This is a genomic window from Paenirhizobium cremeum (assembly GCF_022884085.1).
Classification (GTDB): domain Bacteria; phylum Pseudomonadota; class Alphaproteobacteria; order Rhizobiales; family Rhizobiaceae; genus Allorhizobium; species Allorhizobium cremeum.
On record NZ_JAGGCS010000001.1, the window covers coordinates 496,254 to 523,128 of the forward strand.

Consider the following 26,875-nt stretch of genomic DNA (forward strand, 5'->3'; position numbering starts at 1 on the left):
GCGATAGGCACCCGCGGCAAAGCGGTGTAGAGCTGTCGCCAACATATTCTGCCAGGGCGAGCCATGTTCCTTACCAATCACGATCTGGTCGATCTCATCCACCTTCGCCGCGACCTTCATCGTCATCCCGAAATCTCCGGCGAGGAGCAATGGACGGCCGCCCGCATCGTTTCCTTCCTTGCACCGCTCAAACCCGCGAGAATCCTCAGGGGTCTCGGTGGCCACGGCGTTGCCGCGGTCTTCGAGGGAGCGGCGCCCGGTCCGACGCTTCTTTTCCGCTGCGAGCTGGATGCCCTCCCGATCGAGGAGAAATCCATGGCGCCCTACCGCTCGACCATTCCGGGCAAGGGCCATCTCTGCGGCCATGACGGTCATTCGACCATCATGACGGCGCTCGCCCTCGGCCTTTCACGCCAACTGCCGAAACGCGGCCGCGTCGTGCTGCTGTTCCAGCCGGCGGAGGAAACCGGAGCGGGTGCTGCGGCTGTCATCGCCGACCCCGGGTTCCGGGAGATCACGCCGGACTTCGCCTTTTCCCTGCACAATCTGCCGGGCCTTCCGCTCGGGCATGTGGCGATCAAATCCGGACCGGTAAACTGCGCCTCGCGCGGCATGCGCATCGCCCTTTCCGGTAAGACGGCCCATGCCTCGCAGCCGGAGACCGGCATTTCCCCCATGTCCGCCATCGCAACCCTGATGCCGGCGCTAACAGGTCTTTCGCGAAGCGCTCCACCCGCCCCGGATTTCCGGCTGGCGACCGTCACCCATGCCTCGCTTGGCGAAAAGGCCTTCGGCATTGCGCCCGGCGATGGCGAGATCTGGGTGACGCTTCGCACCCTGACCGACGACGGCATGGCCGATCTTTGCAGTGAAGCGGAAGCGCTCGCCCGTTCCGCCGCCGAAAGCGGCAGCCTCGGCCTCGACATTTCCTATGACGACATATTCCTGCATTGCGAAAATGCACCCGAAGCCGTCAATCATCTCGTTCGCGCGCTCGATGCCGAAGGCGTCTCCCATGACGAACGCAATCTGCCGATGCGGGGCTCGGAAGATTTCGGCCGCTTCCGCGCCATCGCCCCTTCCGCCATGTTCTTCCTCGGCTCCGGCGAAACCCACCCCGCCCTTCACAATCCCGATTACGACTTCCCCGAGGACCTGATCGCCATCGGCGCAAGGATTTTCATGCGGGTCGTGCGGGACATATTGGATTAGCGGAAATTCGGTTGGCGACCCGATTGGACGCATGAAGCCTCAGTAGGCGGGAAATCTGCGCTTCTTCCACTCGCTACGCGGCACAGGTGCACCGACCGTAAAGCTGAAATCGACGACCCGCGTCGCGTCCTCATCGACCGTGCAGCGCAAGGCAAGATCATACCAGACGCCTTTGACGTCGCCGAAGGCCGCGCGAGGGGCATCAACGACGTTGCCGGATCTAAGTGTAAACACGGGCAAGGCATATGGCACGTAAGGCGGCGAACTACGGAAAAGCTGGGCTTGCAACTCCGTTCCGCAAAGCCTGCTGATCCGCTCGCCACGGCTTTCGCCGGTCATGCTCGACATGGAAATAGCATCATCGGCCGAAGAGGCAGTGTAAAGCTGCTTTACCGGCTTGGGAACCAGTGGGGCATCGGACTCGTTCGCATCCCTTGTTTCTGCCGGCTTGGCCGGTTTCGGCGGCGGCGGCGCGGCAAGCGCTAGCGCCTGATCGGTCGGGAACTCCGTCTCGCCTTCCTCGACCGCGGCCCCATCAACGGGTTGGTCGACGCTTTCCGTTGTATTTTCAGGCTCCGCCTCGGCCGGTAACTCGCCGGCCTTCGCCGCCTCAGGCTCCTGCTTTTCCTCTATTGGCGGGGTTTCCACCGACTTATCGGCTTCTTTCCCCTCAGCATCGCCGCGAAGATCTCCATGTGTGCCGCTATCCTTCTCGCCAAACAAGGTCGCGGGTTTCAGGACGGGCACAGGCGGCGGAGGCTCCTCGGCCTTTTTCTCTTCGACTGGCAGCGGAGGAGGCGGTGGGGGGGGCTCCGCCTTCTTTTCCTCTTCCTTTTTCGGCTCCTCAGGCTTCGGCTTTTCCTCCGGCGGCGGAACCAGTTCCACCGCAACGCTCTCTTCCTCTTGCGGCAATTCCGGCAGAGCCGGGAGCTTCGTCAGGAACACGGCAAGGACAATAAGATGCAGGGCAACGGAAAGCACGAGCCCCCTGCCCCATCTGTCCAGGAATTTTGCCGGTTTGTTTTGCATGAGAACGAAGGAAGTCCTGTCACGTTACGGGAGATGTGGTCCCAAACGGAAGCGTCATCAAGTGACAAATTCGAAAGCCCCCGTGAAATACGACCGTATTGAGGAACGGGCCGGCATTTTGAAACCCGTCAACTTCGTTTTCCGCACGCTCTGCAAGTGCGAAAAGCTGGCGGGCGAAATACCCCACCGGAGCGGATTTGATTTGCCGCTCGGAATTGAAAGTAAGAATTTCCCACCCTGAAATGCGCCGCGATGAGCATGGCTTTTGCCGACGTGGCACGGAAAACCTGTAATGATCCGATCCATTATCAAATTCGAGAGGAGAAAGACCATGAGCTTGCGCATCAACCAGACCGCGCCGGACTTCACCGCCGAAACGACGCAGGGCACCATTCATTTCCACGATTGGATCGGTGACAACTGGGCAGTCCTCTTCTCCCATCCGAAGAACTTCACGCCGGTCTGCACCACCGAACTCGGCACCATGGCCGGCCTCGAAGGCGAATTCCGCAAGCGCGGCGTCAAAATCGTCGGCATCTCCGTCGATCCGGTCGAAAGCCACAGCAAGTGGAAACAGGACATCCGGGTCGCAACCGGCTTCGACGTCGAATATCCGCTGATCGGTGACCACGACCTCAAAGTCGCCAAGCTCTATGACATGCTGCCGGAGGATGCCGGCGAAAGCTCGGAAGGCCGCACGCCCGCCGACAACGCCACCGTTCGCTCGGTCTACGTCATCGGCCCCGACAAGAAGATCAAGCTGATCCTCACCTATCCGATGACCACCGGCCGCAACTTCGACGAGATCCTACGCGCCATCGACTCGATCCAGCTCACCGCCACGCACCAGGTCGCAACGCCCGCCAACTGGAAACAGGGCGACGACGTCATCATCACCGCCGCCGTCTCCAACGAGGACGCCATCACCCGCTTCGGCTCCTTCGAGACGGTACTGCCCTACCTGCGCAAGACCAGGCAGCCGACGGTCTGAGTCAAAATAAAAAATCCCTCCGCATCGGCGGAGGGATTTCTAACCTAAAAGATTACGTCCGGCACTTACTTAAAGCCAAACTCTCGCTTCAAGATATTTAAGAGTTGCTCCGCGCCTTCATAATCCAACTGAAGCGTCTGGCTCTTTTTTCCAGGAATTTGCCGTTCCAAAGTGCCATACGTATCGATCTGAAGCACCCTCTTATCGTCGACTCCGAACACGGAATAGCTCGCCCCTATCTCCTTGTGGAGCGAGTTACGTTCCATATGCTTGCGTTCGAAGCGACGAACCAAGGCCATATCAGCTGTCCAGGAACGAACGCAGCTTGCGCGAGCGGCTCGGATGCTTCAGCTTGCGCAGGGCCTTGGCCTCGATCTGACGGATACGTTCGCGGGTCACCGAGAACTGCTGGCCGACTTCTTCGAGCGTATGGTCCGTGTTCATGCCGATACCGAAGCGCATGCGGAGCACACGTTCCTCGCGCGGCGTCAGCGAGGCGAGAACACGGGTCGTGGTCTCACGCAGGTTCGCCTGGATGGCGGCATCGATCGGCAGAAGCGCATTCTTGTCCTCGATGAAATCGCCGAGATGCGAATCCTCTTCGTCGCCCACCGGGGTTTCGAGAGAAATCGGCTCCTTGGCGATCTTCAGCACCTTGCGGACCTTTTCGAGCGGCATGGCGAGCTTTTCTGCCAGTTCTTCCGGCGTCGGCTCGCGGCCGATCTCGTGCAGCATCTGGCGCGAGGTACGGACGATCTTGTTGATCGTCTCGATCATGTGCACCGGAATACGGATCGTACGCGCCTGGTCGGCGATCGAACGGGTGATCGCCTGCCTGATCCACCATGTCGCATAGGTCGAGAACTTGTAACCGCGGCGGTATTCGAACTTGTCGACCGCCTTCATCAGGCCGATATTGCCTTCCTGGATGAGATCGAGGAACTGCAGGCCGCGGTTCGTGTACTTCTTGGCGATCGAGATAACCAGACGGAGGTTGGCTTCCACCATCTCCTTCTTGGCGATGCGGGCTTCGCGTTCGCCCTTCTGAACCATATGCACGATACGGCGGAATTCCGAGATCGAAATACCGGTTTCGGTCGCCAGATTCTGGATCTCCGCACGGATGTCGCGGATCGTCTGGTTTTCTTCCCTGGCGAATTCCTTCCAGCCACGGGCAGCCAGATTGCCGATCGACTTCATCCAGTTCGGATCGAGTTCGGCACCCTGATACTGCTCGAGGAAGGCCTCGCGCTTGACGCCGTAGGATTCGGCAAGGCGCAGCAGGCGGCCTTCGTTCTGAACGAGACGCTTGTTGATGTCGTAAAGCTGCTCGACCAGAGAATCGATGCGGTTCTGGTTAAGCGACAGGGACTTCACCGCCGTGATGAGCTGGTCCTTCAGTTCCTTGTAGCGTCGCTCCTGGCCGGACGAAAGCGTGCCGGTACAGGCGAGACGCGCCTCCACCTGCTGGTCCTGCAGCTTGCGCAGCTTCTTGTAGGTGTCGGCGATGAGGTCGAGCGTTTCCATGACCTGCGGACGCAGTTCCGCTTCCATGGCGGCGAGCGACAGGTTGGATTCGTCCTCGTCCTCTTCCTCTTCTTCCGGCGGCAGGCCCTCGCCGCCGATGGCCGTGATGTCATCGTCGTCGGAAGCGGCAGACTGCGGACGGCGCTTGGCGCGTTCCTTTTCCTTCTCTTCCGCGGCCTTGCGGTCGGCCTCGATCTTTTCCGGGCTCTGGAACTGCGGAGCAGCCTTCGCCTCGGGACCGGAATAGGTCGTTTCGAGGTCGATGATTTCACGCAGAAGCGTGGTGCCTTCGTTGAGCTCGTCTCGCCAGATAATCAGTGCCTGGAAGGTCAGCGGGCTCTCGCAGAGACCGGAGATCATCGTCTCGCGGCCGGCCTCGATGCGCTTTGCAATGGCGATTTCGCCCTCGCGCGACAGAAGCTCGACCGAGCCCATCTCGCGCAGATACATGCGCACCGGGTCGTCGGTACGGTCGGTCGGTTCCTTCTTCTTCGCGGTCGCAAGCGCCGTGCCGGAGGTCGGGGCGAGTTCGCCGCCCTCGCTGTCACCGTCATCGCTGTCGTCGCTGTCCTCGGAAGCCGCAGCCTCCTCGGCTTCTTCGTCCTCGATGACGTTGATGCCCATGTCCGACAGCATCGCCATGGTGTCTTCGATCTGTTCGGAGGTGACTTCCTCCGACGGCAAAACCGAATTCAGCTCGTCCATGGTGACGTAGCCGCGCTTCTTGGCGGCCTTGATCATCTTTTTGACCGCGTCATCCGAAAGGTCGAGAAGCGGACCATCCGTTGCGCCATCGCGTTCGTTGTCTGCTTCTTCGTTTTCTTTGACTTTGGATGCCATCTAATTCGTCGCTTTCCCTGACGTCTGATCTTGCCGCACGCTGCAAGGCGGATAGGCTGCCCCCGCGGCCCCTGCCCGCTGCGAATACAGTCAATGACCTAACGGAATGTTGCTTAATTCCCGATTAACTATGGGCGTCGAGACCATTGCGCCGAGCCCCGTTGTTTCTGCATGACCGGTCATGGTACGAGAGATCCGCCTGAACCCACTTCACCCTTGTATGCCTGAAATGGTGATTCCCACAATTTTCTCTGGCGTCAAGCTCTTCCGACATCAAAACCAAAAGAAAAGCGGGGAAATCCGGCCGCTCCGCACAATAGTGACCGCTTGGGGCAGATGTAGGACGGTTGCCGCAGGAAACAAGGGGCAAGCGCCATTTGCCAAAGCCCCGGACACGAACACTGTTCGACACTTCCACCGAAACCGTAAATGATCGCATCGCTGGACATTGCCACCACCTTCGCCACAACCCGCCATCCGGCTGCGAATCGCCCTCTCCACTCCGTTCGAGAACGGCGGCTTACTTACACGCCGTGACCGGTGGCGGCGCCCTTCACCCGTCCCGACATGACGCCGAAGCCATCGATGATCGCCTCCTGGTTTTCCATGCGCGTGACCTCAAGCTGCACCTGATGCAGCGCGCCGATGAGCTGGCCGATACGGTCGGCGTCCTCGGCCTCTGTCGCCTCGGCCACTTCGCGCTCCAGCTCCATCCGCTGACGCCGCAGCGCCTTGGCGCGTTTGTGCAGCGAATGCGCCTGCCCATAGGCTTCCCGTGCATCCTCCGGAGCCGCGATCTCGGTCGCGACCCAGAGCCGCGCATTGCGGATCTGCTGATCGAGGCTTTTGATCAGCGCTCCGTGTCCCTGTTCCTCCAGACGCGCGATCAGCCTTTCCCGCGTCAGCTCGGCCCCGGCGCCGGCCGCAGCCGTCAACAGGGAGGACCAGAGCTTCTGCAGCTCGCGGTTCTCGTAATCGATCGAGGCGATCTCGTCGTACTCGTCCTGCAGAAGCTGGGGATGATTGACGATGGTGAGCGCCAACACGCTCTCGCGAAGTGCTGGCTGGTCCTGATGTCCCTTCACGAGACCGGAACGTGCCAGACGGTCCGAAATCCCGCCTCCGATGGCAGAATAGCCGCCCGGAGGCCGGCCGGTCCGGCCATTGTCGCGCCCACGCCCGCCGCGGTTAGCGTCGAACCCGCCTCGCCTTTCGCCGCGATTATTCGAAGCCCCCTGAAAGAAGGCGTTCAGCCGGTCGCGGACATCCTGCTGATAGTGCCGCCGGACGTTTTCGTCGGCAATCACCGAAATCACCTGCTTCATCCGCGCCTCGAGTTCGGCGCGTTTTTCCGGCGTGTCGTACTGCCCGGCGCCTGCCTCGCGCAGCCAGACCATTTCGGCAAGCGGCCGCGCTTCCGAAAGCACCTTGTCGAAGGGCGTGCGACCGTCGTGCTTGACAAGGTCATCGGGGTCCTTGCCGTCGGGCAGCATGGCGAAACGCACCGATTTTCCGGGTTTCAGATGCGGAAGCGCCAGATCCACCGCCCTGAAGGCCGCCCGCTGGCCGGCCCCGTCGCCATCGAAGCAGAGCACCGGCACCGGTGTCAGTTTCCACATGAGGTCGAGCTGGTTTTCGGTAAGCGCCGTACCAAGAGGAGCAACGGCGTTTTCGACCCCCGCCTGATGCAGCGCGATCACGTCCATATAGCCTTCGACCGCGATGATCGTATCGGCTCCGCCGGCGCCCTGAAGGGAACGGCGCGCGCGGGAAAAATTGAAGAGCACATTGCCCTTGTGGAAGAGCTCTGTCTCCGGCGAGTTCATGTATTTCGCCATGGCGTCCTGCGCCATCGCCCGCCCGCCGAAGGCAATCACCTTGTCGCGCGAAGACAGGATGGGAAACATGATGCGGTCGCGAAAATAATCGTAGGAAACCGGGATATCCGGTCCGTGGCGCACCAACCCGCAGGCCTCTATCTGTTCCTTGGGCACGCCCTTTGACGCGAGATGTTCCTTGAGCGCGTTGCGGCTCTCCGGCGCATACCCCAACCGGAAGGTCTCAATCGTGCGGCCGGATAATCCGCGCTCACGCAGATAGGCGCGCGCCCGTGCACCGTTCGCCGTCTGGAGCTGATCCTGAAAGAACTGCGTCGCCAGTTCCATGACGTCCAGCAGCGTCGTACGCTCGCGCTCCCGCTGCTGCGCCTGCAGGTCGGGCTTGGGCATGGGCACGCCCGCCATCTCAGCCACCTGCTCCACGGCCTCCGGAAAGCTCACCCCCTCGAGATCGGTGAGAAAGCGGAAGTGGTCGCCGGTCACCCCGCAACCGAAGCAGTGATAGCGTCCCTTGCGGTCCTCACAATGAAAGCTCGGACTTTTCTCGCCATGAAACGGGCAACAGGCCCAATAATCGCCACGCGAGACGTTGGTCTTCTTCCTGTCCCACGAGACGCGACGGCCGATCACGGCCGAAATCGGCACGCGGTCACGGATCTCGTCAAGAAACTCGTTGGAAAAGCGCATCATGTCCTCGGGCTAGCCATTTTCATATAGGCTGGCATTTTATCAAACGCTACCGCCCTCTATCACCATGCCCGCTATTCACAGGCCACGGAAATTGGAAAGCTGAAAACAAAAACTCCGCCCGAAGACGGAGCTCCTGTTTCCATTGGCGATCCGAACCGCTTACTTCAAGAGATCCTTCACCACGCCGGATGCCTTGGCGAAATCCATCTGGCCGGGATAACGCTCCTTGAGCAGCGCGATGCACTTGCCCATGTCCCGGAGCCCCTGGGCGCCGACCTCCTGAATGGCGGCGGCTGCGAGTTCGCTCACCTTCGCGTCGGAGAGCTGCTCCGGCATGAACGTCTTGATGATCTCGATTTCCTCGCGTTCCTGCTGGGCGAGTTCCGGCCGCGCATTGTCGGCATAGATTTTGGCCGACTCCTCACGCTGCTTAATCATCTTGGTCAGGATCTGCATGATCTCGTCGTCGCTGACCGGGTCCTTGCCCGCGCCGCGATTGGCAATGTCGCGATCCTTGATCGCGGTCTGGATCAGCCGCACTGTGGACGTACGGCGGGTATCCTTGGCCTTCAAAGATTCCTTCAGGGAATCGGCGAGTCTGTCGCGCATCATATTCCTTCTCCATGGAAAAGCCGGCTTGCAGGCTTCACCGATTGTGGCTTTTCCTTGTCATTTCCGCCGAAGCAATAGCCAGTCCGACACGCCCGCGCAAATCAATTACACAACCCATTGAAATACATGGGAGTTAATCCAACGAAGACAATTGACCGCAGGGATCGATCCGTCTATTTTCCGGCACCTGCACGAAAATTGTCATCAGGGCGGAAAGCGCGCATTGTCGCGCGCCCTCGATCTGCGACATAAATGGCCCTCAGGCCCCGTTCCTTCAAGGACCGGCGGTTTGCGGCCGGACAAGGAACGAACATGACCTCGACAGCCCCATGGACCACCCGCAAGCCGACCGCCCTTCTGGTTCTCGCCGACGGCACCGTCATCGAAGGACAGGGCATAGGCGCAACAGGCAAGGTCCAGGCAGAAGTCTGCTTCAACACGGCGCTCACCGGATATGAGGAAATCCTCACCGACCCCTCCTATCTCGGCCAGATCGTCACCTTCACCTTCCCGCATATCGGCAATGTCGGCACCAACGAGGAAGACATCGAGGACCTGACGCCCGCCGCCCGGCGCGGCGCTGTCGGCGTCATCTTCAAGGCCGACATCACCGATCCCTCCAACTACCGCGCCGCCAAGCATCTCGACGCCTGGCTGAAGGCCCGCGGCATCATCGGCCTGAGTGGCATCGATACCCGGGCATTGACCGCCTGGATCCGCGAGCACGGCGCGCCGAATGCCGTCATCGCCCACGATCCGAACGGCGTCTTCGACGTCGACACGCTGAAAGCCGAGGCCAAGGCCTGGAGCGGCCTCGTTGGCCTCGACCTCGCCATCGAGGCGACCTCCGGCCAGTCCTCCGAATGGAAGGAAAAGCCCTGGGTCTGGAACGAAGGCTATAGCGAACTCGATCCGGCCGGCGCGAAGTATCACGTCGTCTGCGTCGACTACGGCGTGAAGCGCAACATCCTGCGCCTCTTCACCGGCCTCGATTGCCGTGTGACGGTGGTTCCCGCCAAGACCTCGGCCGAAGACATCCTGGCGCTCAATCCCGATGGCATCTTCCTGTCGAACGGCCCGGGCGACCCGGCCGCCACCGGCGAATATGCCGTGCCGGTCATCCGCAAGCTCGTCGAAAGCGGCCTTCCGGTCTTCGGCATCTGCCTCGGTCACCAGATGCTGGCGCTGGCGCTCGGCGGCACCACCGTCAAGATGCATCAGGGCCATCACGGTGCCAACCATCCGGTCAAGGACTACACCACCGACAAGGTCGAGATCGTCTCGATGAACCACGGCTTCGCAGTCGACAAGAACAGCCTGCCGGAAAGCGTTGAGGAGACTCACGTTTCCCTGTTCGACGGTTCCAACTGCGGCCTGCGCCTCGTCGGCAAGCCCGTCTTCTCGGTCCAGCATCACCCCGAGGCCTCCCCCGGCCCGCAGGACAGCCACTATCTCTTCCGCCGCTTCATCAACATGGTGCGCGAGAAAAAGGGTGAGCCGGCGCTGGCAGAGCGTTGATCGGACTCGCTCATTGGAGACAGCAGAACGGCCCGGTCAGATCCGGGCCGTTTTCATTTCGAAACGCACCCGGTGGAAGAAGCGCAGGCACAGCATGACGGAGGCGGTCAGGAGACCGATCAGGAACCCCATCCAGATGCCGACGCCGCCATAACCCAGAGGAAAAGCGATGAGCCAGGCCAGGAAAAAGCCGACCGGCCAGTAGGCGATCAGCGCCAGCAGCATTGGAACCCTCGCGTCCTTGAGACCGCGCAACAAGCCGGAGGCGATCGCCTGCAAGCCGTCGACCAGCTGGAAGATACCGGCGATCACCACCAGCGGGCCGGCGAAGTCGAGCACGGCTGCGGCGTCCGGGGTATGGGCGTTGATGAAGGCGCTGCTCAGCACCCGCGGCATGGAATAGAACAGAATGCCGCCCGAAAGCGACATCAGGCTGGCGATCCCGAGCACGGCGATCGCCGCCCGTATGAGATCGGGATAATCGCCCCGCCCATGCGCGAGACCGATGCGGACCGTAGCCGCCTGCGACAGTCCGAGCGGGAACATGAAGGCGATGGAAGCGAGCTGAAGCGCGATACCATGCGCGGCAAGCTCGATCGTACCGATCTTGCCCATCAGCAATGAGGCGGCGGCAAACAGACTGACCTCGGCCAGAACGGTCACACTGATCGGCAGGCCGAGATGCACGACTTCCCAAAGCGCATGCCAGTCCGGCCGCCAAAACCGGACGAAAAGCTCGTAGCGGCGCGTCTCCTCGCGTGTCTCGATATAGGCGACCATGAACAGGAAACTTGCCCACTGTACCGTGACGGCGACGATGGCAGCGCCTGTCATGCCGAGCGCCGGCAGACCGAAATGACCAAGCACCAGCGCATAGGCCAGCACCGCATTCATCACCAGCACGGCCAGCGTCACATAAAGGATGATACCTGCCCTGCCGGTCGCGCTGACGAGCGAGCGCAGCACGGCGAAAAGCAATGCCGGCAGCAGGCCGAACTGAACGATCATCACATAATGGGCAGCGAGTGAGGCGACTTCCGGCTTCTGCCCGAGTGCCAGCAGGATCGTCTCGGCATGGAAGAACAACGGCGCCGTCATCAGCGTGTAGGCGATCGACACCCACATGCCCATGCGGATGGAACGGCGGACGGACACGGCGTCCCCGCGTCCATAGGCCTGCGCGACCATCGGAACGACGGCAATGGAAAAGCCGGACCCGAAGATGAAGATGGTGAAAAAGAACTGTCCGGCAAGGACCATAGCGGCGAGCGACTGCGCACCGAGCTGGCCGACAATCACCACGTCCGTCGTGTGGATACCGAGCTGCGCAAGCTGGGCGCCGATCAGCGGGATGCCGAGCTTCAGCGTCGCGAGAATGTGCGACCGCCAGCTTGCTGCACCGGGCCTTGCGACCGAAATTGAGGCTTGCGTATTCATGATGGCACCCAAGACGAAAAAAGCCGCTTCCAGAGATGACTGGCGAGCGGCGCGCGACCTTTGCATAAGGGAAACGCCGGAGGGGAGCAAGGCGGGCTTTCCATCGAGAAATAAATATCGTGGACGCTTCACATTAACTGATAGGTTGCGGGCAGGCCTATTTTTCCGCCGCCCGATCGTGGCGCACGAAATCCACGAACGCCTTCAGCGGAGCCGGCATGTAACGGCGGCTCGGATAATAAAGGAACGGACCTGAAAAAGACTGTTCCCAGCCTGGCAGCACGGGCAGCAATGCGCCGGAAGCGAGGTCATCGCGCAGGAACTCCTCGAAAGTGAAGATGATGCCGAGCCCGGCGCGCGCGGCGGCCAGTTCCAGATCGATGGATTCGGCGATCAGGCGGGGCTGCGGATGAACTGTCATCGTCTCGCCATCACGTTCGAACGCCCAGGAGACGGTACGCCCGCTTGCAAAACGGTGCAGGACGGCCTCATGGCCGACAAGTTCGCGCGGATGGGAAGGCGCGCCGCGCCGCTCGATATAGGCGGGAGCGGCAGCGCCCAGATAGCTCTGGCGGCGCGGCCCGAGCGGTATGGCGATCATGTCCTGATGCAGCGCCTCCTCGTAGCGCACGCCGGCGTCATATCCTTCCGCCAACACGTCGACAAAGGCATCGTTGACCGAAACCTCCAGGATAATCTCCGGATAGGCGGCGAGGAACCGGCTGGCAATATCCGGCAAGATGTTGCGGGCGACGATACCCGGCACATTGAGCCGCAGCCGACCCGCCGGCCGGTCGCGAAAGCTGTTGATCGCATCGAGCGCCGTCTCGATCTCGGCAAGTCCGGGTGTCAGCCGTTCCAGAAGCCGCTCTCCGGCGTCGGTCAGCGTCACGCTGCGGGTCGTCCGGTTGAAAAGCCGCACGCCGAGCTGCGCTTCCAGCCGTCGCATCGCCTCGCTTAGAGAGGACGCGGAAACCCCGCGCAACTTGCCCGCCGCCCGAAAGCTGCGAAGGCGCGCGATGGTGGCGAAGGCGTCGAGCTCCGCAAGCGGTAGATTGCTCATTGTACAAAAATCCAAACAGGCTGTTTCGTTTGCATCGGATTATCGCACAAAGCGTCAGGAGGTAGAAAGAGCTGCGGCGACATCCCCGCCACGGAATTTCGAAAGGAGCCCAAAATGCAGATTGCAAAACTCGGCCGGACCGGCCCCTCCGTCTCCCGCTTCGGCCTCGGCTGCATGGGAATGTCCGGCATGTATGGCGATGCCGACCGGAACGAGAGCATCGCCACCATCCACGCAGCCCTCGATGCCGGCATCAACCTGCTCGACACCGGCGATTTCTACGGCATGGGTCACAATGAGATGCTGATCGCCGAAGCCCTGAAGGGCCGCCCCCGCGACAATGTCCTGCTCAGCGTCAAATTCGGAGCCCAGCGCGATCCGGCAGCCGGCTGGATCGGGTTCGATGCCCGTCCCGCGGCTGTGAAGACAGCACTCGCCTATACGCTCCAGAGGCTCGGCGTCGACCATATCGACATCTACCGCCCGGCACGCCTCGATCCCGCGGTGCCCATCGAAGATACCATCGGCGCCATCGCCGACATGGTGAAGGCAGGCTTCGTCCGCCACATCGGCCTTTCCGAAGTCGGCGCCGACACGATCCGCCGCGCCGCAGCCGTCCATCCGATCGCCGACCTGCAGATAGAATATTCGGTCATCTCCCGCGGCATCGAGGACAGGATACTGCCCACCTGCCGCGAACTCGGCATCGGCATCACGGCCTATGGCGTGCTGTCCCGCGGCCTCATCAGCGGCCACTGGCAGCCTGCCGGAATAGGCAATAATGACTTCCGTGCCCACTCACCTCGCTTTCAGGGCGAGAACGCAACCCACAATCTCGCGCTCGCGGAAGCGCTCGGCAAGGTCGCCGCTTCGAAAGGCATGACGACCGCTCAGGCCGCAATCGCCTGGGTTGCCGCCCAGGGTGACGACATCGTGCCGCTGATTGGAGCCCGCCGCCGTGATCGCCTTAAGGAATCCCTCGGCGCAGCGGATTTCTCCCTGACCCCGGAGGATCTGGCGGCGATCGAACGCGCCGTGCCGAAGGGCTCTGCCGCCGGCACGCGCTACGCGGAAGCACAGATGGCGCATCTCGACAGCGAGAAGTGACCTTCAGACATGAAGGCGGCCCGGTCGAAGCCGGGCCGTTCCTGATTTCATTTCGTCCCGACGCAGACCTTTAGCCGCATCAGATCGATCCGGAGAAAGTGTCGCAAGCCTCGACCTTGCCGCTGTCGAAACCGCGCTTGAACCACTTCATCCGCTGGGCGGAGGTACCGTGATTGAAGCTGTCGGGAACGACATAGCCCTGGCTGCGCTTCTGCAGCGTGTCGTCGCCGATCTGCCTGGCGGCGTTGAGCGCTTCTTCGAGATCGCCCGATTCAAGCAATCCCTTCTGCTCCGTATACTTGCCCCAGATGCCGGCAAAACAATCCGCCTGGAGTTCGACGCGCACCGACATCTGGTTGGCCTCGACCTCACTCATCGACTGCCGCATCTGGTTGAACTTCGGCAGGATGCCGGTGAGGTTCTGCACGTGATGGCCGACCTCATGCGCGACGACATAGGCTTCGGCAAAGTCACCGGAGGCGCCGAATCGATTGCTGAGTTCCCGGAAGAAATCCGTGTCGAGATAGACCTTGCGATCGCCAGGGCAGTAGAACGGCCCGGTGGCGGCAGAAGCGGTTCCGCAGGCGGAAGCCGTCCTGCCGGCAAACAGGACCAGCGTCGGTTCTTCGTAGGTTTCCCCTGCAGCCTTGAAGATACCGTTCCAGGTATCTTCCGTCTCGGCAAGGACGGTGCGAACGAAAGCCGTCATCTCGTCGCTAGCCGGCTGCGAGGGTCGCTCACCGACCGATTGCTCGTAGCCCGAACCCTGCTGCTGCATCGAGCCGTCGCCCAGCAGCTGCAGCATGTCGATGCCCATCATCTTCAGGACGAAGTAGATCACGATCAGGAAGACGATCGTTCCGATGCTCATCCCGCCGCCGCGCCGTCCGCCCGAAGGGATCTGGATACCGGATCGCCCGAACGGATCGCGTCCCATGCCGCTACGGCCGGTCGAGGAACCGCGCCGGTCTTCAACATTGTCCGATTGACGTCGGCCCTTCCATTCCATGATGCTCATCCTCTCCACCGGGCAAGTCACGCCCTTGGAAACAGTCTATAATGCAAACCGTTCCCTGCGGCCACGCTAATTGAGAGAATGCAGTTGAAACCGACCCTCTCAGGCAGGGTCGAAGACAAGCAGTTCCTCGAAATGGTTCATGTCCTCGAAAGCGCAGAAGGCCGGTGGTCTGAGTGCTATCACCGGCGAACGGGCGCGAATCTCGTCCACCACCGAGTGAAGGAAAGGGGCCCAGGCCACGATTGTCGAATCGTCGAACCGCTCCTTGGGATAAGCGAAACTGATGTGAAAGACATAGCTGTCGTGGTCCGGATGGCGATAGCCGAACAGATCGGCGAAGCGGTCTCGCCAGGATTTCAACCGAGACCGGTCCGCCGCCGTCACACCGTCGAGCGTCAATCCCGCCGGGGTCGCCCCGGTCACTTCCATCTCGAACGGCAAGTCCGGCTCAAAACCCGCCAGGCGATCCAGAAAAATTGCCCTCATGTCATCGATCGGGGTGTCGAGCGGCACATCGGCCGGCCAGTACGGCGGCCTGCGGCGATATTCGATGACACCCTGAAACAGGGTCATGTGCAGGCTGGAGATCGGCGTGAAGGCAAGCTGATCTGCACCCGCCATCGCGAGATAGCGGGCCCGCGCATCGATGATGGCCCGTTCACCTTCGGAACCCGGCAACAGATGGCAGACGACGGTATTGCCCGGTTCCGGAAGGAACACGCCGGCCGGATTGTATCGTGTGCCGAGGTGCGGAAGAGGTCCGGGCGTCAGCGTCCGGGAAAAGGGGTGCAGATACGGAGGAAGCGCTTCGAGGATCATTGATGTCACGGTCATGAAACAGCCCTGGCAACGAGGAAGCACAAGGACTATCCGCGCAGCAACAAACCCATGTGACAAACGGATGAATTCGTTCCCCGAAAAGCGGCTGATCCGCCCTCCCCAACTTTCATGCCTTTCTCGTCATTTAAGGGGTTGGTTTGCGCGAGAGTTTTCCCTATAAGCCCCTTCTAGCCTGAAAAGACCCTCGTTTGCGCCCCGGCCGGTGAAAGATCACCCTGGCCGGTTTTTCGCGCAACCTGAAAATGGAAATGAGCCCATGCCGAAGCGCCAAGATATCAAGTCCATCCTCATCATCGGCGCAGGGCCGATCGTCATCGGCCAGGCATGCGAATTCGACTATTCCGGCACACAGGCCTGCAAGGCGCTGAAGGAGGAAGGCTACCGGGTCATCCTGGTCAATTCCAACCCCGCGACCATCATGACCGATCCGGGCCTTGCCGATGCGACCTATGTCGAACCGATCACACCGGAAGTCGTCGCCAAGATCATTGCCAAGGAACGCCCGGATGCGCTCCTGCCGACCATGGGCGGCCAAACGGCGCTGAACACCGCCCTTTCTCTGAAGCGCATGGGCGTTCTCGATCGCTATAACGTCGAGATGATCGGCGCCAAGCCCGCCGCCATCGACAAGGCCGAGGACCGTGCGCTCTTCCGCGAAGCCATGGCGAAGATCGGCCTCGAAACGCCGAAGTCGATGCTGGCGAATGCGACGGAAATCAAGGATGCCGACCGCAAGACCCACGAAGCGGCGCGCGCCGAGTTGAAGGCAAAGCTCTCCGGCGCGGAACTAGACAAGGCGCTCGACAATCTCGAGAACCAGTGGAACCTCGGCGAAAGCGACCGCAAGCAGCGCTATATGGCCCACGCCATGGCAATTGCAGCTCAGGCGCTCGACCATGTCGGCCTGCCGGCCATCATCCGTCCCTCCTTCACGCTGGGCGGCACCGGCGGCGGCATCGCCTACAACCGTTCGGAATTCTTCGACATCGTCTCAGGCGGTCTGGATGCGTCGCCCACCACCGAAGTGCTGATCGAAGAATCGGTGCTCGGATGGAAGGAATATGAGATGGAAGTCGTTCGCGACAAGGCGGACAACTGCATCATCATCTGCTCGATCGAGAACATCGATCCGATGGGCGTCCACACCGGCGATAGCATCACCGTCGCGCCGGCGCTGACGCTGACCGACAAGGAATACCAGATCATGCGCAACGCCTCGATCGCGGTGCTGCGTGAGATCGGCGTCGAGACCGGCGGCTCGAACGTCCAGTTCGCCGTCAACCCGAAGGACGGTCGCCTCGTCGTCATCGAAATGAACCCGCGCGTCTCGCGCTCCTCCGCGCTCGCCTCCAAGGCGACCGGCTTCCCGATTGCCAAGATCGCAGCCAAGCTCGCCATCGGCTACACCCTGGACGAGTTGGAAAACGACATCACCGGCGGCGCCACCCCGGCTTCGTTCGAACCGTCCATCGATTATGTCGTCACCAAGATCCCGCGCTTTGCCTTCGAGAAATTCCCCGGCGCCGAGCCGACGCTGACCACCGCCATGAAGTCGGTCGGCGAAGTGATGGCGATCGGTCGCACTTTCGCAGAGTCCCTTCAAAAGGCGCTTCGCGGCCTTGAGACCGGCCTGACCGGCCTCGATGAGATCGAGATCCCCGGCCTCGGCACCAATGGCGACAGTGGAGACGACAAGAACGCCATTCGCGCCGCAATCGGAACACCAACGCCGGACCGCCTTCGCATGGTCGCCCAGGCGCTGCGCCTCGGCATGTCGCCGGAGGAAGTGCACGAGGGCTGCAAGATCGATCCGTGGTTCATCGCCCAGTTCAAGGCGATCGTCGATATGGAAGCCCGCATCCGCGAACACGGCCTGCCCGACGATGCCGAGAACCTGCGCATGCTGAAGGCCATGGGTTTCTCCGACGCACGTCTCGCAAGCCTCACCGGCAAGCGCCCGAAGGAAGTCGCCGAACTGCGCAACAGACTGAACGTACGCCCGGTCTACAAGCGCATCGATACCTGCGCTGCCGAGTTTGCCTCGCCGACCGCCTATATGTATTCGACCTATGAAACGCCCTTCGTCGGGGCTGCCCGCTCGGAAGCGCAGGTTTCCGACCGCAAGAAGGTCGTGATCCTCGGCGGTGGCCCGAACCGCATCGGCCAGGGTATCGAGTTCGACTATTGCTGCTGCCACGCCGCCTTCGCCCTGAAGGATGCCGGCTATGAAGCGATCATGGTCAACTGCAACCCGGAAACGGTCTCGACCGACTACGACACCTCCGACCGCCTCTACTTCGAGCCGCTGACGGCCGAAGACGTGATCGAGATCATGCGCGCTGAGCAGGAAAACGGCACGCTCGTCGGCGTCATCGTCCAGTTCGGCGGCCAGACCCCGCTGAAGCTCGCCGAAGCGCTGGAAAAGAACGGCATACCGATCCTCGGCACCGCTCCGGATGCGATCGACCTCGCCGAAGACCGCGACCGCTTCCAGAAGCTGCTGATGAAGCTCGATCTCACGCAGCCCAACAACGGCATCGCCTACTCGGTCGAGCAGGCCCGCCTGGTCGCCGCCGAGATCGGCTTCCCGCTGGTCGTGCGCCCGTCCTATGTTCTCGGCGGCCGCGCCATGCAGATCATCCACAATGAGAGCATGCTGCAGACCTACCTGCTGGACACCGTTCCGGGCCTCGTTCCGGAAGACATCAAGCAGCGCTATCCGAACGACAAGACCGGACAGATCAACACCCTGCTCGGCAAGAATCCGCTTCTGTTTGACAGCTACCTGACCAATGCCATCGAGGTGGATGTCGATGCGCTGAGCGACGGCGAAACCGTCTTCGTCTCCGGCATCATGGAGCATATCGAGGAGGCCGGCATTCACTCGGGCGATTCGGCCTGCTCGCTGCCCTCGCGTTCGTTCAGCCCCGAGCTTCTCGACGAACTCGAACGCCAGACCAAGGCAATGGCGAAGGCGCTGAACGTCGGCGGCCTGATGAATGTCCAGTACGCCATCAAGGACGGCACGATCTACGTGCTCGAAGTCAACCCGCGCGCCTCGCGCACCGTGCCTTTCGTCGCCAAGACCATCGGCGCGCCGATCGCCAAGATCGCCGCCCGCATCATGGCCGGCGAAAAGCTGGACGCCGCGATTGCCGCCTATGGCAAGAAGCCGGACCCGCGCAACCTCAAGCACATCGCCGTCAAGGAAGCCGTCTTCCCGTTCGCCCGCTTCCCCGGCGTCGACACACTGCTCGGTCCGGAAATGCGTTCGACCGGCGAAGTGATCGGCCTCGATACCGATTTCGCGCTCGCCTTTGCCAAGAGCCAGCTCGGTGCCGGCGTCGAGCTGCCGCGCGAGGGAACGGTCTTCGTATCCGTCCGCGACGAAGACAAGGAGCGCGTCCTGCCGGCCGTGCGCCTGCTGACGGGAATCGGCTTCAAGGTTCTGGCGACCGGCGGCACCCAGCGTTTCCTCGCCGAGCACGGCATCGAGGCGGTCAAGATCAACAAGGTGCTGGAAGGCCGTCCGCATATCGAGGACGCCATCCGCAACCGGCAGGTCCAGCTCGTCTTCAATACGACCGACGGAAACAAGGCGATTTCGGACTCCAAGTCGCTGCGCCGCGCCGCCCTGATGCAGAAGGTGCCCTATTACACCACGATGGCAGGCGCGCTCGCCGCCGCACAGGCCATCGAGGCCCTGAAGAAGGGGCAACTCGAAGTTCGTCCGCTGCAGAGCTACTTCTGAAATGCCGATGGAACAGCCGGAAGACCGGCTGTTCCATCACAATTTGACATTTGTCTATTTACCCGGAGAAGGCAAATATCTGCGTCCCGAGTCGCGGAGGACTTCTCATGAATGACACCGGCAACGTCCCCGAAACCGCTGGACGTCGTGAATGGATCGGACTTGGCATCCTTTCGATCGCCTGTCTGATCTATTCCATGGACCTGTCCGTGCTGTTCCTGGCCATGCCCGCGATCACCACCGATCTCGATCCCTCGGCCGCCGAACTTCTCTGGATCAACGATATCTACGGCTTCATGGTGGCGGGCTTCCTCGTGACGATGGGCACGCTCGGCGACCGCATCGGCCGCCGCAAGGTGCTGCTGATCGGCGCTGCCGCCTTCGGTGCGGCCTCCGTCTTTGCAGCATTTTCGACGACGGCCCAGATGCTCATTCTCGCCCGCGCCTGTCTCGGCGTCGCGGGAGCGACCATCGCGCCTTCAACCCTCTCGCTGGTCGTCAATCTGTTTGCGAACGAAAACGAACGCAACCGTGCGATCGGCATATGGGGAACCGCCTTTTCCCTTGGCGGCCTGATCGGCCCGCTGATCGGCGGGGTCCTGCTCCAATACTTCCACTGGGGATCGGTCTTCCTGATCAATGTTCCGGTCATGCTGGTGCTCATCATCGCCGCTCCCTTCCTGCTGCCCGAATATCGCGGTGAGGAGGCGGGTCGGATCGACCTGCCGAGCGTCGGCCTCTCGCTGGCAACCGTTCTGCCAATCATCTATGGCTTCAAGAAAATCGCTACCGACGGCATGGACCCCTTCTATTTTGTGCCTGTCGCCTTAGGGCTTACGTTTGGCGCGCTTTTCGTGCGGCGGCAACGCCGCCTTCCCGATCCGCTGATCGATCTTTCGCTGTTCCGGATACCGGCGTTTCTGGCCTCCCTGCTCGTCAATCTGGCCGGCGTTTTCTTCGTCTTCGGCATTTTTCTGTTCCAGAATCAGTATCTGCAGCTTGTCGTCGGCCTCACGCCGCTTCAGGCAGCCCTCTGGTCCGGTCTGCCCGGCCTCGTCTTTACCGTCATGTCGCTCCAGGCCTATCGCATCACCAATCGGCTGGGCGCGGTCAGGACGGTGCTGCTCGGCCTGCTGGTCAATGCCGTGGGCGCGGCGATCATGGCGATTGCCGCCTATCATGAGAGCCTGTTCGGCGTTCTGGGCTCCAGCGCCCTGATCGCCCTTGGCTTCGTGCCGGTCATACTGACCACAACGGGATTGATCGTTGGCTCAGCCCCGCCGGAACGCGCCGGCGCGGCATCGGCGATCTCGGAGACCAGCGCCGAGTTCGGCGGAGCGCTCGGCGTCGCGCTGCTGGGCAGCCTCGGCAGCGTCATCTACCGCTTTGCGATGACGGGCGTGGATTTCGGCGGCCTCTCCGCCGAGAGGGCGGAGGCAGGCCGCACGACGCTCGCCGGAGCCGTTGACGCCGCCCGAGGCATCGACGGCCCGGCGCCGTGGCTCGACCTTGCCCGCAGCAGTTTTTCGCTCGGCTTCGCCGCATCCTGCCTGGTCGCCGCAGTGACGCTGGTGCTGCTCGCAGTCCTCGCCCGCAGCGTCTACAACCTCAATCCCGTGCCGGAAAACGCCTCGACCCACTGAACCGCCCGACACCTCAACCGCAAATTGAACCGGGACGGTCAATCTGGTATGGTCCGGCAAAGCGGTGGGGAATGCGCGGCATGGGCAAGAACATCGTTCTTCTCTTCGACGGCACATCGAACGAAATAGCGGCGGACCGCACCAATATTCTGCGCCTCTTCGGCACCCTGAGACGAACCGAGCGGCAACTCGTCTATTACGATCCGGGCGTGGGAACCTTCGGCGCCGATGACGCTTGGTCGCGTGCATGGCGCAAGACCGTGGAAGTCTGGGGACTGGCCACCGGCTGGGGCATCGATTCCAACGTCAAGCAGGCCTACCGCTTCATTGTCGAGAACTACGAGGCCGCTCCTCGCGATAAGGACGGCAAGAGGATTGGCGAGAACGACCGCATCTTCATCTTCGGCTTCAGCCGAGGCGCCTACACCGCGCGAGTGCTGGCCGGCTTCATTCACAGCCTCGGCCTAATACGCCGTGAACATCTCAATCTGGTCGACTACGCCTATCGGACCTACAAGGGCATTCCGGACCATCAGGCTCCTTCGCCCGCGACATCGTCGCCGGAGGGCGGCGGCGCGCCATCCGCCTTCGCCGACATGCGGCTTTACGAACGGACGCTGAAAGGCATTCGGCCGACAATCGAGCTGCTCGGGCTCTTCGATACTGTCGCCTCCGTCATCGAACCCGGCAAGGTGGGCCTTCAGTTCAAGACGCATCCCTTCACCAACCGCAATCCGAGCGTCCGTCATGTGCGCCACGCCGTCGCCATCGACGAGCGGCGGACGATGTTCCGGCCGGAACTCTGGCCTTCTGATCAGCCGTTCTGGGGCAGTCCCTTCCGTCCGCCGGAAAACCGGCCCGTCGAGCCGCAGAACGTCAAGGAGGTATGGTTCGCCGGCGTGCACGGCGACGTCGGCGGCGGCTATCCGGAAGATCAGAGCGCGCTCATCAAGGTGCCGCTTGCCTGGATGATCCGGGAGACCAAGGCGATGGGCCTCGATTACTCCACCCGAACGGTGAACGAAGTGGTGCTCGGCAAGAATCCCGAAAAGCACTATGTCGAACCCGACGCGATGACGGAGCCGCACGATTCGATGAACCCGGCATGGCGTCTCGTCGAGCTCGTCCCGCGCAGGGTACCCTCCTCCTCCTGGCGGCGCGGCGGCAAGGGCGGCGGCATCTATCTTCCGCTGTCCGATCCACGCTTCATTCCCGAAGACGCACTGATCCATGCATCGGTGGAAGCCCGGCTGAAAGGCGCTCCGGCCGGCGCCCCCTACAAGCCTTTGAACCTGCCGGGCCACTATCGCATAGAGCCGTAAGAGCGGGTCGCCGCAGCTTACGCGAAACGGCCGGGCAGAGCGGCAAAGCCTGCACTGCCGCACAAACCTCTGGAAATTTCCGTCTTCAATCTGTTATAGTCCAATTTAACGTTGATTTGAGACATGGTTCCGTAGCTTCGCTTCGGAGCCTGTTTTTCTTTTGTGTGCGCCCCTTGCGGACATGAAAAGCAGAGGAAGACGAAATGGTTGAAAAGGTTCCGATGACGCAGAACGGTTACGCCAAGCTTCAGGAGGAGCTGCGCTGGCGTCAACAGGAGGAACGCCCGCGCATCATCGACGCCATCGCGGAAGCGCGCGCCCACGGCGACCTTTCCGAAAACGCCGAATATCACGCTGCCAAGGAAGCGCAGAGCCACAACGAGGGCCGCATCGGCGAGCTCGAGGATCTGATTGCGCGCGCAGAGGTCATCGACCTCTCCAAGATGTCCGGCTCCAAGATCAAGTTCGGCGCGACCGTGAAGCTGGTCGACGAGGACACGGAAGAGGAAAAGACCTACCAGATCGTCGGCGATCAGGAAGCCGATGTGAAGGCTGGTCGCATTTCGATCTCCTCGCCGATCGCACGCGCCCTCATCGGCAAGGAAGTCGGCGACAACATCGAAGTCGTCGCTCCCGGCGGCTCGAAGGCTTACGAGATTCTCGCCGTCGCCTGGGGCTGACGCGAACCGGAAGGCCTCCCTTGCTTTCTCCAGCCGATATCACTGTGATCGCGCCACATTTCAAGCGGCGCCTCTCTGGCGTGACATCAACGGTGATCCAACTCGTGCCGGCCCAGAGCCGTCACGGGCGGGGCATCGCCACGCTTGGCCCCGGCCTTCCCGATCATCTGCCGAAGATGCGCTGGCGGCAATTGCCCGCCCTCTGGCGCGCGCCGAAGGGTGCGCCCGTTCGCGTCTGGCATGCCCGGCGCAACAACGAGATGCTGTTCGGCATCGTTCTGCGCGACGTTTTCCGCATGCCGCTGAAACTGCTCTTCACCTCCGCCGCGCAACGCCGGCACACGGGCTATACCCGCTGGCTGATCTCCAAGATGGATGCGGTGGTCGCAACCAGCGCGCGCTCCGGCTCGTTTCTCCTCGTGCCGCATACGGTCATCCGCCATGGCGTCGATACCGAGCTCTTTCATCCGGGCGAGGATGTATCGGACACCATCGCCGCAACCGGCCTCCCCGGACGCCATCTCGTCGGTTGCTTCGGCCGGGTCCGCCATCAGAAGGGCACGGATCTCTTCGTCCGCGCGATGATCGAACTCCTGCCGGAATTTCCCGACTGGACCGCGGTCATCAGCGGTCGTGTCACCGCCGAGCATCAAGGCTTTGCCGACAGGCTGAAGGCCGATATCGCTGCTGCCGGCCTTTCGTCGCGCATCGTCTTCCTCGGTGAAGTCGACGACATCAAGCCGTGGTACCGCCGGCTCTCGCTCTACGTTGCCCCTTCCCGCAACGAAGGCTTCGGCCTGACGCCTCTCGAATCCATGGCCTCCGGCACCGCGGCCGTGACCAGCGACGCCGGTGCCTATGCGGAAATGATCGTCGAAGACGTCACCGGCAAGGTGGTGCCCGCCGGAAACTACGAGGCGCTGCGCGACGCCATCCGTGTCTACCTCGCCTCGCCAGCCGCAGCCGAGGAGGCGGGCCGTGTCAGCCGCCAGCACGTACTCGACAATTTCGCCCTGGAGAACGAGGTGGGTGGCCTGGAGAAGGTTTACGATCGCCTCCTCGGGCACGACAAGGCGACACCATGACCAAGGTGGAGTTCATCGGTCACAGCAAGCATCTGAACGGTATCCGCAAGGCGTCTGACGGCAGACTTGAACTGGTTCCGCTGAAGCTTGTCGACACCATCCGCGAACTCGTGCGCCTCAAGGGGTTCGGCGGCCTGCTGGCAACCATTGCCGGCCGCGACGAGGTTGTCGATCTCAGGCCTGTCGTCGAGCGCAACCTGATCCGTCGGCGCATCCGTTTCGGCTGGTTCTATTCCAACCCTCTGGTCGCCGCCATCTACCGGGCGATGGTCCTGCCCCGCGCACGCATCCCCGCCGCACTGCTCAAGCTCCGTTTCGATGAACATCCCGAAGCCCGGGCCCTGGTCTTCAACGGCTTCCTGATGCCGGATGCCCTGACGCTGGAGGTCAGCAAGGCGCTCGGGCGCGAACGGCTGGTCATGGAACTCGGCTTCTTCCCGAAGATGCTGCAATATGACCGCAAGGGCATCAACTACGACAGCACCCTCCCCCGCGATCCCGCCTTCTATCGCATGGTGGAAGATCGCATCGGCAAGGACATGCCCGCGGATCTGGTGCGCCGACAGAGCAAGCAGAAGGGATCGAAAACGGTTTCCCTGCCGCCGTCCTATGTCTTCGTTCCCTTCCAGGTGCCGAGCGACATGCAGGTGCTCGCCCATTCGCCCTGGATCAGGGACATGGTGCATTTCTACGAGGTGATCGCCCGCCTCGCCGACCGCCAGCCGGACGTGCACTTCGTCATCAAGGAGCATCCGAGCTTTCCGCTGTCGATCCGCGGCCACGTCAAGCCTCACGCCCGCATTCATTTCGCCAACCATAACGAGACGCGCGGCCTGATCGAAGGCGCCGACGCGGTGATCGTGATGAATTCGACGGTCGGCCTCGAAAGCGTGTTCCTCGGCAAGAAGGTCATCACCATCGGCAACGCGCCCTACAACGTCGACGGCCTCGTGCTGCATGCCGGCGATGACGGGGAACTGGCTTCAGCCTTCGAAAGGTTGAAGGACTGGCAGCCCGACGCGAACCTTCGTACGACCGTCATAAGATACATTTACAACGTCTTCCTGCTCAGGGGCGACCGCAACAATGCGGACGCGGCCATGATGGAGGCTCTTCGCCAACGCGCGGAGGGTAGCGACCAGCACAGCCTGTTCCTGAGAGAATTCGCCGAACGTCCGGGTCATGAGGACCGGGCGGAGAGAAAACCGGTCAGGGAAGGCCCGTATTAGCCATGAACATGCAAACCACACCCACCCCTTCAGTCAATGTGGTTTGCATGAAATGGGGAACGCTCTACGGTCCCGAATACGTCAACAACCTGAAACGCGGCGTCGCCCGCCATCTCCGCCGCCCCCACCGCTTCGTCTGCTTCACGGACGACACGACCGGCCTTGAGGCGGGCATCGAAACCTTTCCTCTGCCGGAACTGGACCTTCCCGCCGGTCATGGCGACCGACGCTGGCGCAAGCTTGCGCTCTTCCGCCGCGATCTCGCCGACCTCAAGGGCACCACGCTCTTCCTCGATCTCGATCTGGTCGTCATGGCCGACCTCGAGCCGTTCTTCACCCATCCCGGGACATTCCTCATCATCCGCGACGACGAGCTTTTCCGCCCCAAGCCGCTCCGCCGCATCAACCCGGCCCGCGACCGCTTCCTGCATTCGGTCGGCAACAGTTCCGTCTTCCGCTACGAGATCGGCGCCCACAGCTACGTCCTCGACGCCTACCTGGCCGACCCCGCCAAGGCCATGGCGCATTACGAGATCTCCCAGCAGTTCCAGAGCGCCCAGCTCGCCGCTCACGGCCATCTGCAGTACTGGCCGAAGGAATGGTGCGTAAGCTTCAAGAACGCCTGCGTTCCACGCAATCTGGCGAGCTACTTCCGCGATCCCTTCCCGCCGGAAGGCGCGAAAATGGTGGTGTTCGCAGGCCAGCCGAAAATGGGTGAGGTCCTCGCTGGCGGAGGCCACAAATGGTACCGCAGGATCGGCAGGGTCGACTGGCTGCACGACGCCTGGTATGGGAGCAGCCAGCCGGCTTCAGATTTCCAGAAGGGGAACCTTCTTGACCTGACGGATCGTCAGCATCGTCCGCACGGTGTGGACGTGCTCGTTGGCGGTTAGCACCTCGATCACGAAATCCTGAAACCGGCTCAGATTCTCCGCCACGCAGTGCAGCAGAAAATCGCTGTCGCCGTTCACCATCCAGGCCTGACGCACCATCGGCCAGCTCTCGGTGGCCGCCGCGAAGGCCTTGAGATTGGCCTCCGACTGGTGCTTGAGACCGATCATGCAGAAGGCCACGAGGTCGAAGCCGAGCTTCGGCGCGTTCAGCATGGCGTGATAGCCCTCGATGATGCCGCTTTCCTCGAGCTTGCGCACACGCCTCAGGCAGGGGGGCGCCGAAATCCCGACCCGCTCGGAAAGCTCCACATTGGTCATCCTCCCATCCCGTTGCAGTTCGCGCAGGATTCGAAGATCGATTGCGTCCAGCTCGGCTTTCAGCACGGGTATGGCCTTTCGTGATTTGCAGATGGGCATTTTCTAGCCGAACCCGTGGAATACGCAAGAATCTGGCTGCTGTGAGCACAAAAATTACCGTGCGACGCATTGCCTTGTTGGTATTGCAAGGCTGACCTTGAATAAATGCATGGATCAATCATAAATGAACCTA

Annotated in this window: 21 protein-coding genes; 11 read left to right on the top strand and 10 right to left on the bottom strand. The window is 61.8% G+C overall.

The window, feature by feature from the left end; translation table 11 throughout:
- Positions 1 to 63: 63 nt before the first annotated feature.
- Positions 64 to 1,212: an amidohydrolase gene (locus J5N58_RS02375; RefSeq protein WP_244709488.1), complete on the top strand. Its 1,149-nt coding sequence runs from the start codon at positions 64 to 66 to the stop codon at positions 1,210 to 1,212.
- A gap of 39 nt (positions 1,213 to 1,251) precedes the next feature.
- Here the strand turns inward: J5N58_RS02375 and J5N58_RS02380 are convergent, their stop codons facing one another.
- Positions 1,252 to 2,241: a DUF930 domain-containing protein gene (locus J5N58_RS02380; RefSeq protein ID WP_244709490.1), complete on the bottom strand. Its 990-nt coding sequence runs from the start codon at positions 2,239 to 2,241 to the stop codon at positions 1,252 to 1,254.
- A 331-nt stretch (positions 2,242 to 2,572) separates the two neighbouring features.
- Between J5N58_RS02380 and J5N58_RS02385 the strand changes: the two genes are divergently transcribed.
- Positions 2,573 to 3,232, top strand: coding sequence for a peroxiredoxin (locus J5N58_RS02385; RefSeq protein WP_244709492.1), 660 nt, complete (start codon positions 2,573 to 2,575; stop codon positions 3,230 to 3,232).
- 65 nt (positions 3,233 to 3,297) lie between these two features.
- Here the strand turns inward: J5N58_RS02385 and J5N58_RS02390 are convergent, their stop codons facing one another.
- From J5N58_RS02390 to J5N58_RS02405, 4 genes are all read right to left on the bottom strand, one after another.
- Positions 3,298 to 3,531: a methionyl-tRNA formyltransferase gene (locus tag J5N58_RS02390; protein WP_244709494.1), complete on the bottom strand. Its 234-nt coding sequence runs from the start codon at positions 3,529 to 3,531 to the stop codon at positions 3,298 to 3,300.
- Position 3,532: 1 nt separating this feature from the next.
- The gene (gene rpoD / locus J5N58_RS02395; RefSeq protein WP_113339139.1) at positions 3,533 to 5,599 is read right to left on the bottom strand and encodes an RNA polymerase sigma factor RpoD; all 2,067 of its coding nucleotides are present in this window, start codon (positions 5,597 to 5,599) and stop codon (positions 3,533 to 3,535) included.
- Between the two features lie 524 nt (positions 5,600 to 6,123).
- Positions 6,124 to 8,124, bottom strand: a complete 2,001-nt coding sequence (gene dnaG / locus J5N58_RS02400; RefSeq protein WP_244709674.1) for a DNA primase — start codon at positions 8,122 to 8,124, stop codon at positions 6,124 to 6,126.
- 162 nt (positions 8,125 to 8,286) lie between these two features.
- Positions 8,287 to 8,736, bottom strand: coding sequence for a GatB/YqeY domain-containing protein (locus J5N58_RS02405; RefSeq protein ID WP_244709676.1), 450 nt, complete (start codon positions 8,734 to 8,736; stop codon positions 8,287 to 8,289).
- Between the two features lie 315 nt (positions 8,737 to 9,051).
- On the opposite strand from J5N58_RS02405, the gene carA reads away from it, so the two are divergent.
- On the top strand, positions 9,052 to 10,257 hold the full coding sequence (carA, locus tag J5N58_RS02410) for a glutamine-hydrolyzing carbamoyl-phosphate synthase small subunit (protein ID WP_112831710.1): 1,206 nt from the start codon (positions 9,052 to 9,054) through the stop codon (positions 10,255 to 10,257).
- Between the two features lie 36 nt (positions 10,258 to 10,293).
- Here carA and J5N58_RS02415 read toward each other — a convergent pair whose 3' ends face one another.
- Positions 10,294 to 11,694: an MATE family efflux transporter gene (locus J5N58_RS02415; protein WP_113339285.1), complete on the bottom strand. Its 1,401-nt coding sequence runs from the start codon at positions 11,692 to 11,694 to the stop codon at positions 10,294 to 10,296.
- 157 nt (positions 11,695 to 11,851) lie between these two features.
- Positions 11,852 to 12,757 (bottom strand): LysR family transcriptional regulator, encoded by a 906-nt coding sequence (locus J5N58_RS02420; RefSeq protein WP_113443571.1) that lies wholly within the window; start codon positions 12,755 to 12,757, stop codon positions 11,852 to 11,854.
- Positions 12,758 to 12,871: 114 nt separating this feature from the next.
- On the opposite strand from J5N58_RS02420, the gene J5N58_RS02425 reads away from it, so the two are divergent.
- Complete coding sequence (locus tag J5N58_RS02425; RefSeq protein WP_113443572.1) at positions 12,872 to 13,864, top strand: aldo/keto reductase; 993 nt, start codon at positions 12,872 to 12,874, stop codon at positions 13,862 to 13,864.
- Between the two features lie 79 nt (positions 13,865 to 13,943).
- Here the strand turns inward: J5N58_RS02425 and ypfJ are convergent, their stop codons facing one another.
- Both ypfJ and J5N58_RS02435 read right to left on the bottom strand, forming a co-directional pair.
- Positions 13,944 to 14,873 carry a KPN_02809 family neutral zinc metallopeptidase gene (gene ypfJ / locus J5N58_RS02430; protein ID WP_113425097.1) on the bottom strand — a complete coding sequence of 310 codons (930 nt, stop codon included), beginning with the start codon at positions 14,871 to 14,873 and terminating at the stop codon, positions 13,944 to 13,946.
- Positions 14,874 to 14,981: 108 nt separating this feature from the next.
- Positions 14,982 to 15,716, bottom strand: coding sequence for a DUF1868 domain-containing protein (locus J5N58_RS02435; protein ID WP_244709497.1), 735 nt, complete (start codon positions 15,714 to 15,716; stop codon positions 14,982 to 14,984).
- 262 nt (positions 15,717 to 15,978) lie between these two features.
- Between J5N58_RS02435 and carB the strand changes: the two genes are divergently transcribed.
- From carB to J5N58_RS02470, 7 genes are all read left to right on the top strand, one after another.
- Entirely contained in the window at positions 15,979 to 19,473 is a 3,495-nt protein-coding gene (carB, locus tag J5N58_RS02440; protein ID WP_113339143.1) for a carbamoyl-phosphate synthase large subunit, read from the top strand.
- 107 nt (positions 19,474 to 19,580) lie between these two features.
- Positions 19,581 to 21,116: an MFS transporter gene (locus J5N58_RS02445; RefSeq protein ID WP_112831674.1), complete on the top strand. Its 1,536-nt coding sequence runs from the start codon at positions 19,581 to 19,583 to the stop codon at positions 21,114 to 21,116.
- A gap of 80 nt (positions 21,117 to 21,196) precedes the next feature.
- Positions 21,197 to 22,438 carry a T6SS phospholipase effector Tle1-like catalytic domain-containing protein gene (locus tag J5N58_RS02450; RefSeq protein WP_244709499.1) on the top strand — a complete coding sequence of 414 codons (1,242 nt, stop codon included), beginning with the start codon at positions 21,197 to 21,199 and terminating at the stop codon, positions 22,436 to 22,438.
- Between the two features lie 203 nt (positions 22,439 to 22,641).
- Positions 22,642 to 23,118 carry a transcription elongation factor GreA gene (gene greA / locus J5N58_RS02455; protein ID WP_112831676.1) on the top strand — a complete coding sequence of 159 codons (477 nt, stop codon included), beginning with the start codon at positions 22,642 to 22,644 and terminating at the stop codon, positions 23,116 to 23,118.
- A gap of 20 nt (positions 23,119 to 23,138) precedes the next feature.
- Positions 23,139 to 24,203 (top strand): glycosyltransferase family 4 protein, encoded by a 1,065-nt coding sequence (locus J5N58_RS02460; RefSeq protein WP_244709501.1) that lies wholly within the window; start codon positions 23,139 to 23,141, stop codon positions 24,201 to 24,203.
- The gene (locus J5N58_RS02465; RefSeq protein ID WP_244709503.1) at positions 24,200 to 25,432 is read left to right on the top strand and encodes a capsular polysaccharide export protein, LipB/KpsS family; all 1,233 of its coding nucleotides are present in this window, start codon (positions 24,200 to 24,202) and stop codon (positions 25,430 to 25,432) included. Before J5N58_RS02460 ends, J5N58_RS02465 begins: the two co-directional genes overlap by 4 nt.
- Before the next feature lie 47 nt (positions 25,433 to 25,479).
- Complete coding sequence (locus J5N58_RS02470) at positions 25,480 to 26,325, top strand: hypothetical protein (protein ID WP_244709505.1); 846 nt, start codon at positions 25,480 to 25,482, stop codon at positions 26,323 to 26,325.
- Here the strand turns inward: J5N58_RS02470 and J5N58_RS02475 are convergent.
- A complete protein-coding gene (locus J5N58_RS02475) occupies positions 26,242 to 26,709 on the bottom strand; it encodes an Lrp/AsnC family transcriptional regulator (RefSeq protein WP_112831682.1) in 468 nt (155 codons plus the stop codon). The genes J5N58_RS02470 and J5N58_RS02475 overlap by 84 nt on opposite strands.
- Positions 26,710 to 26,875 lie beyond the last annotated feature (166 nt).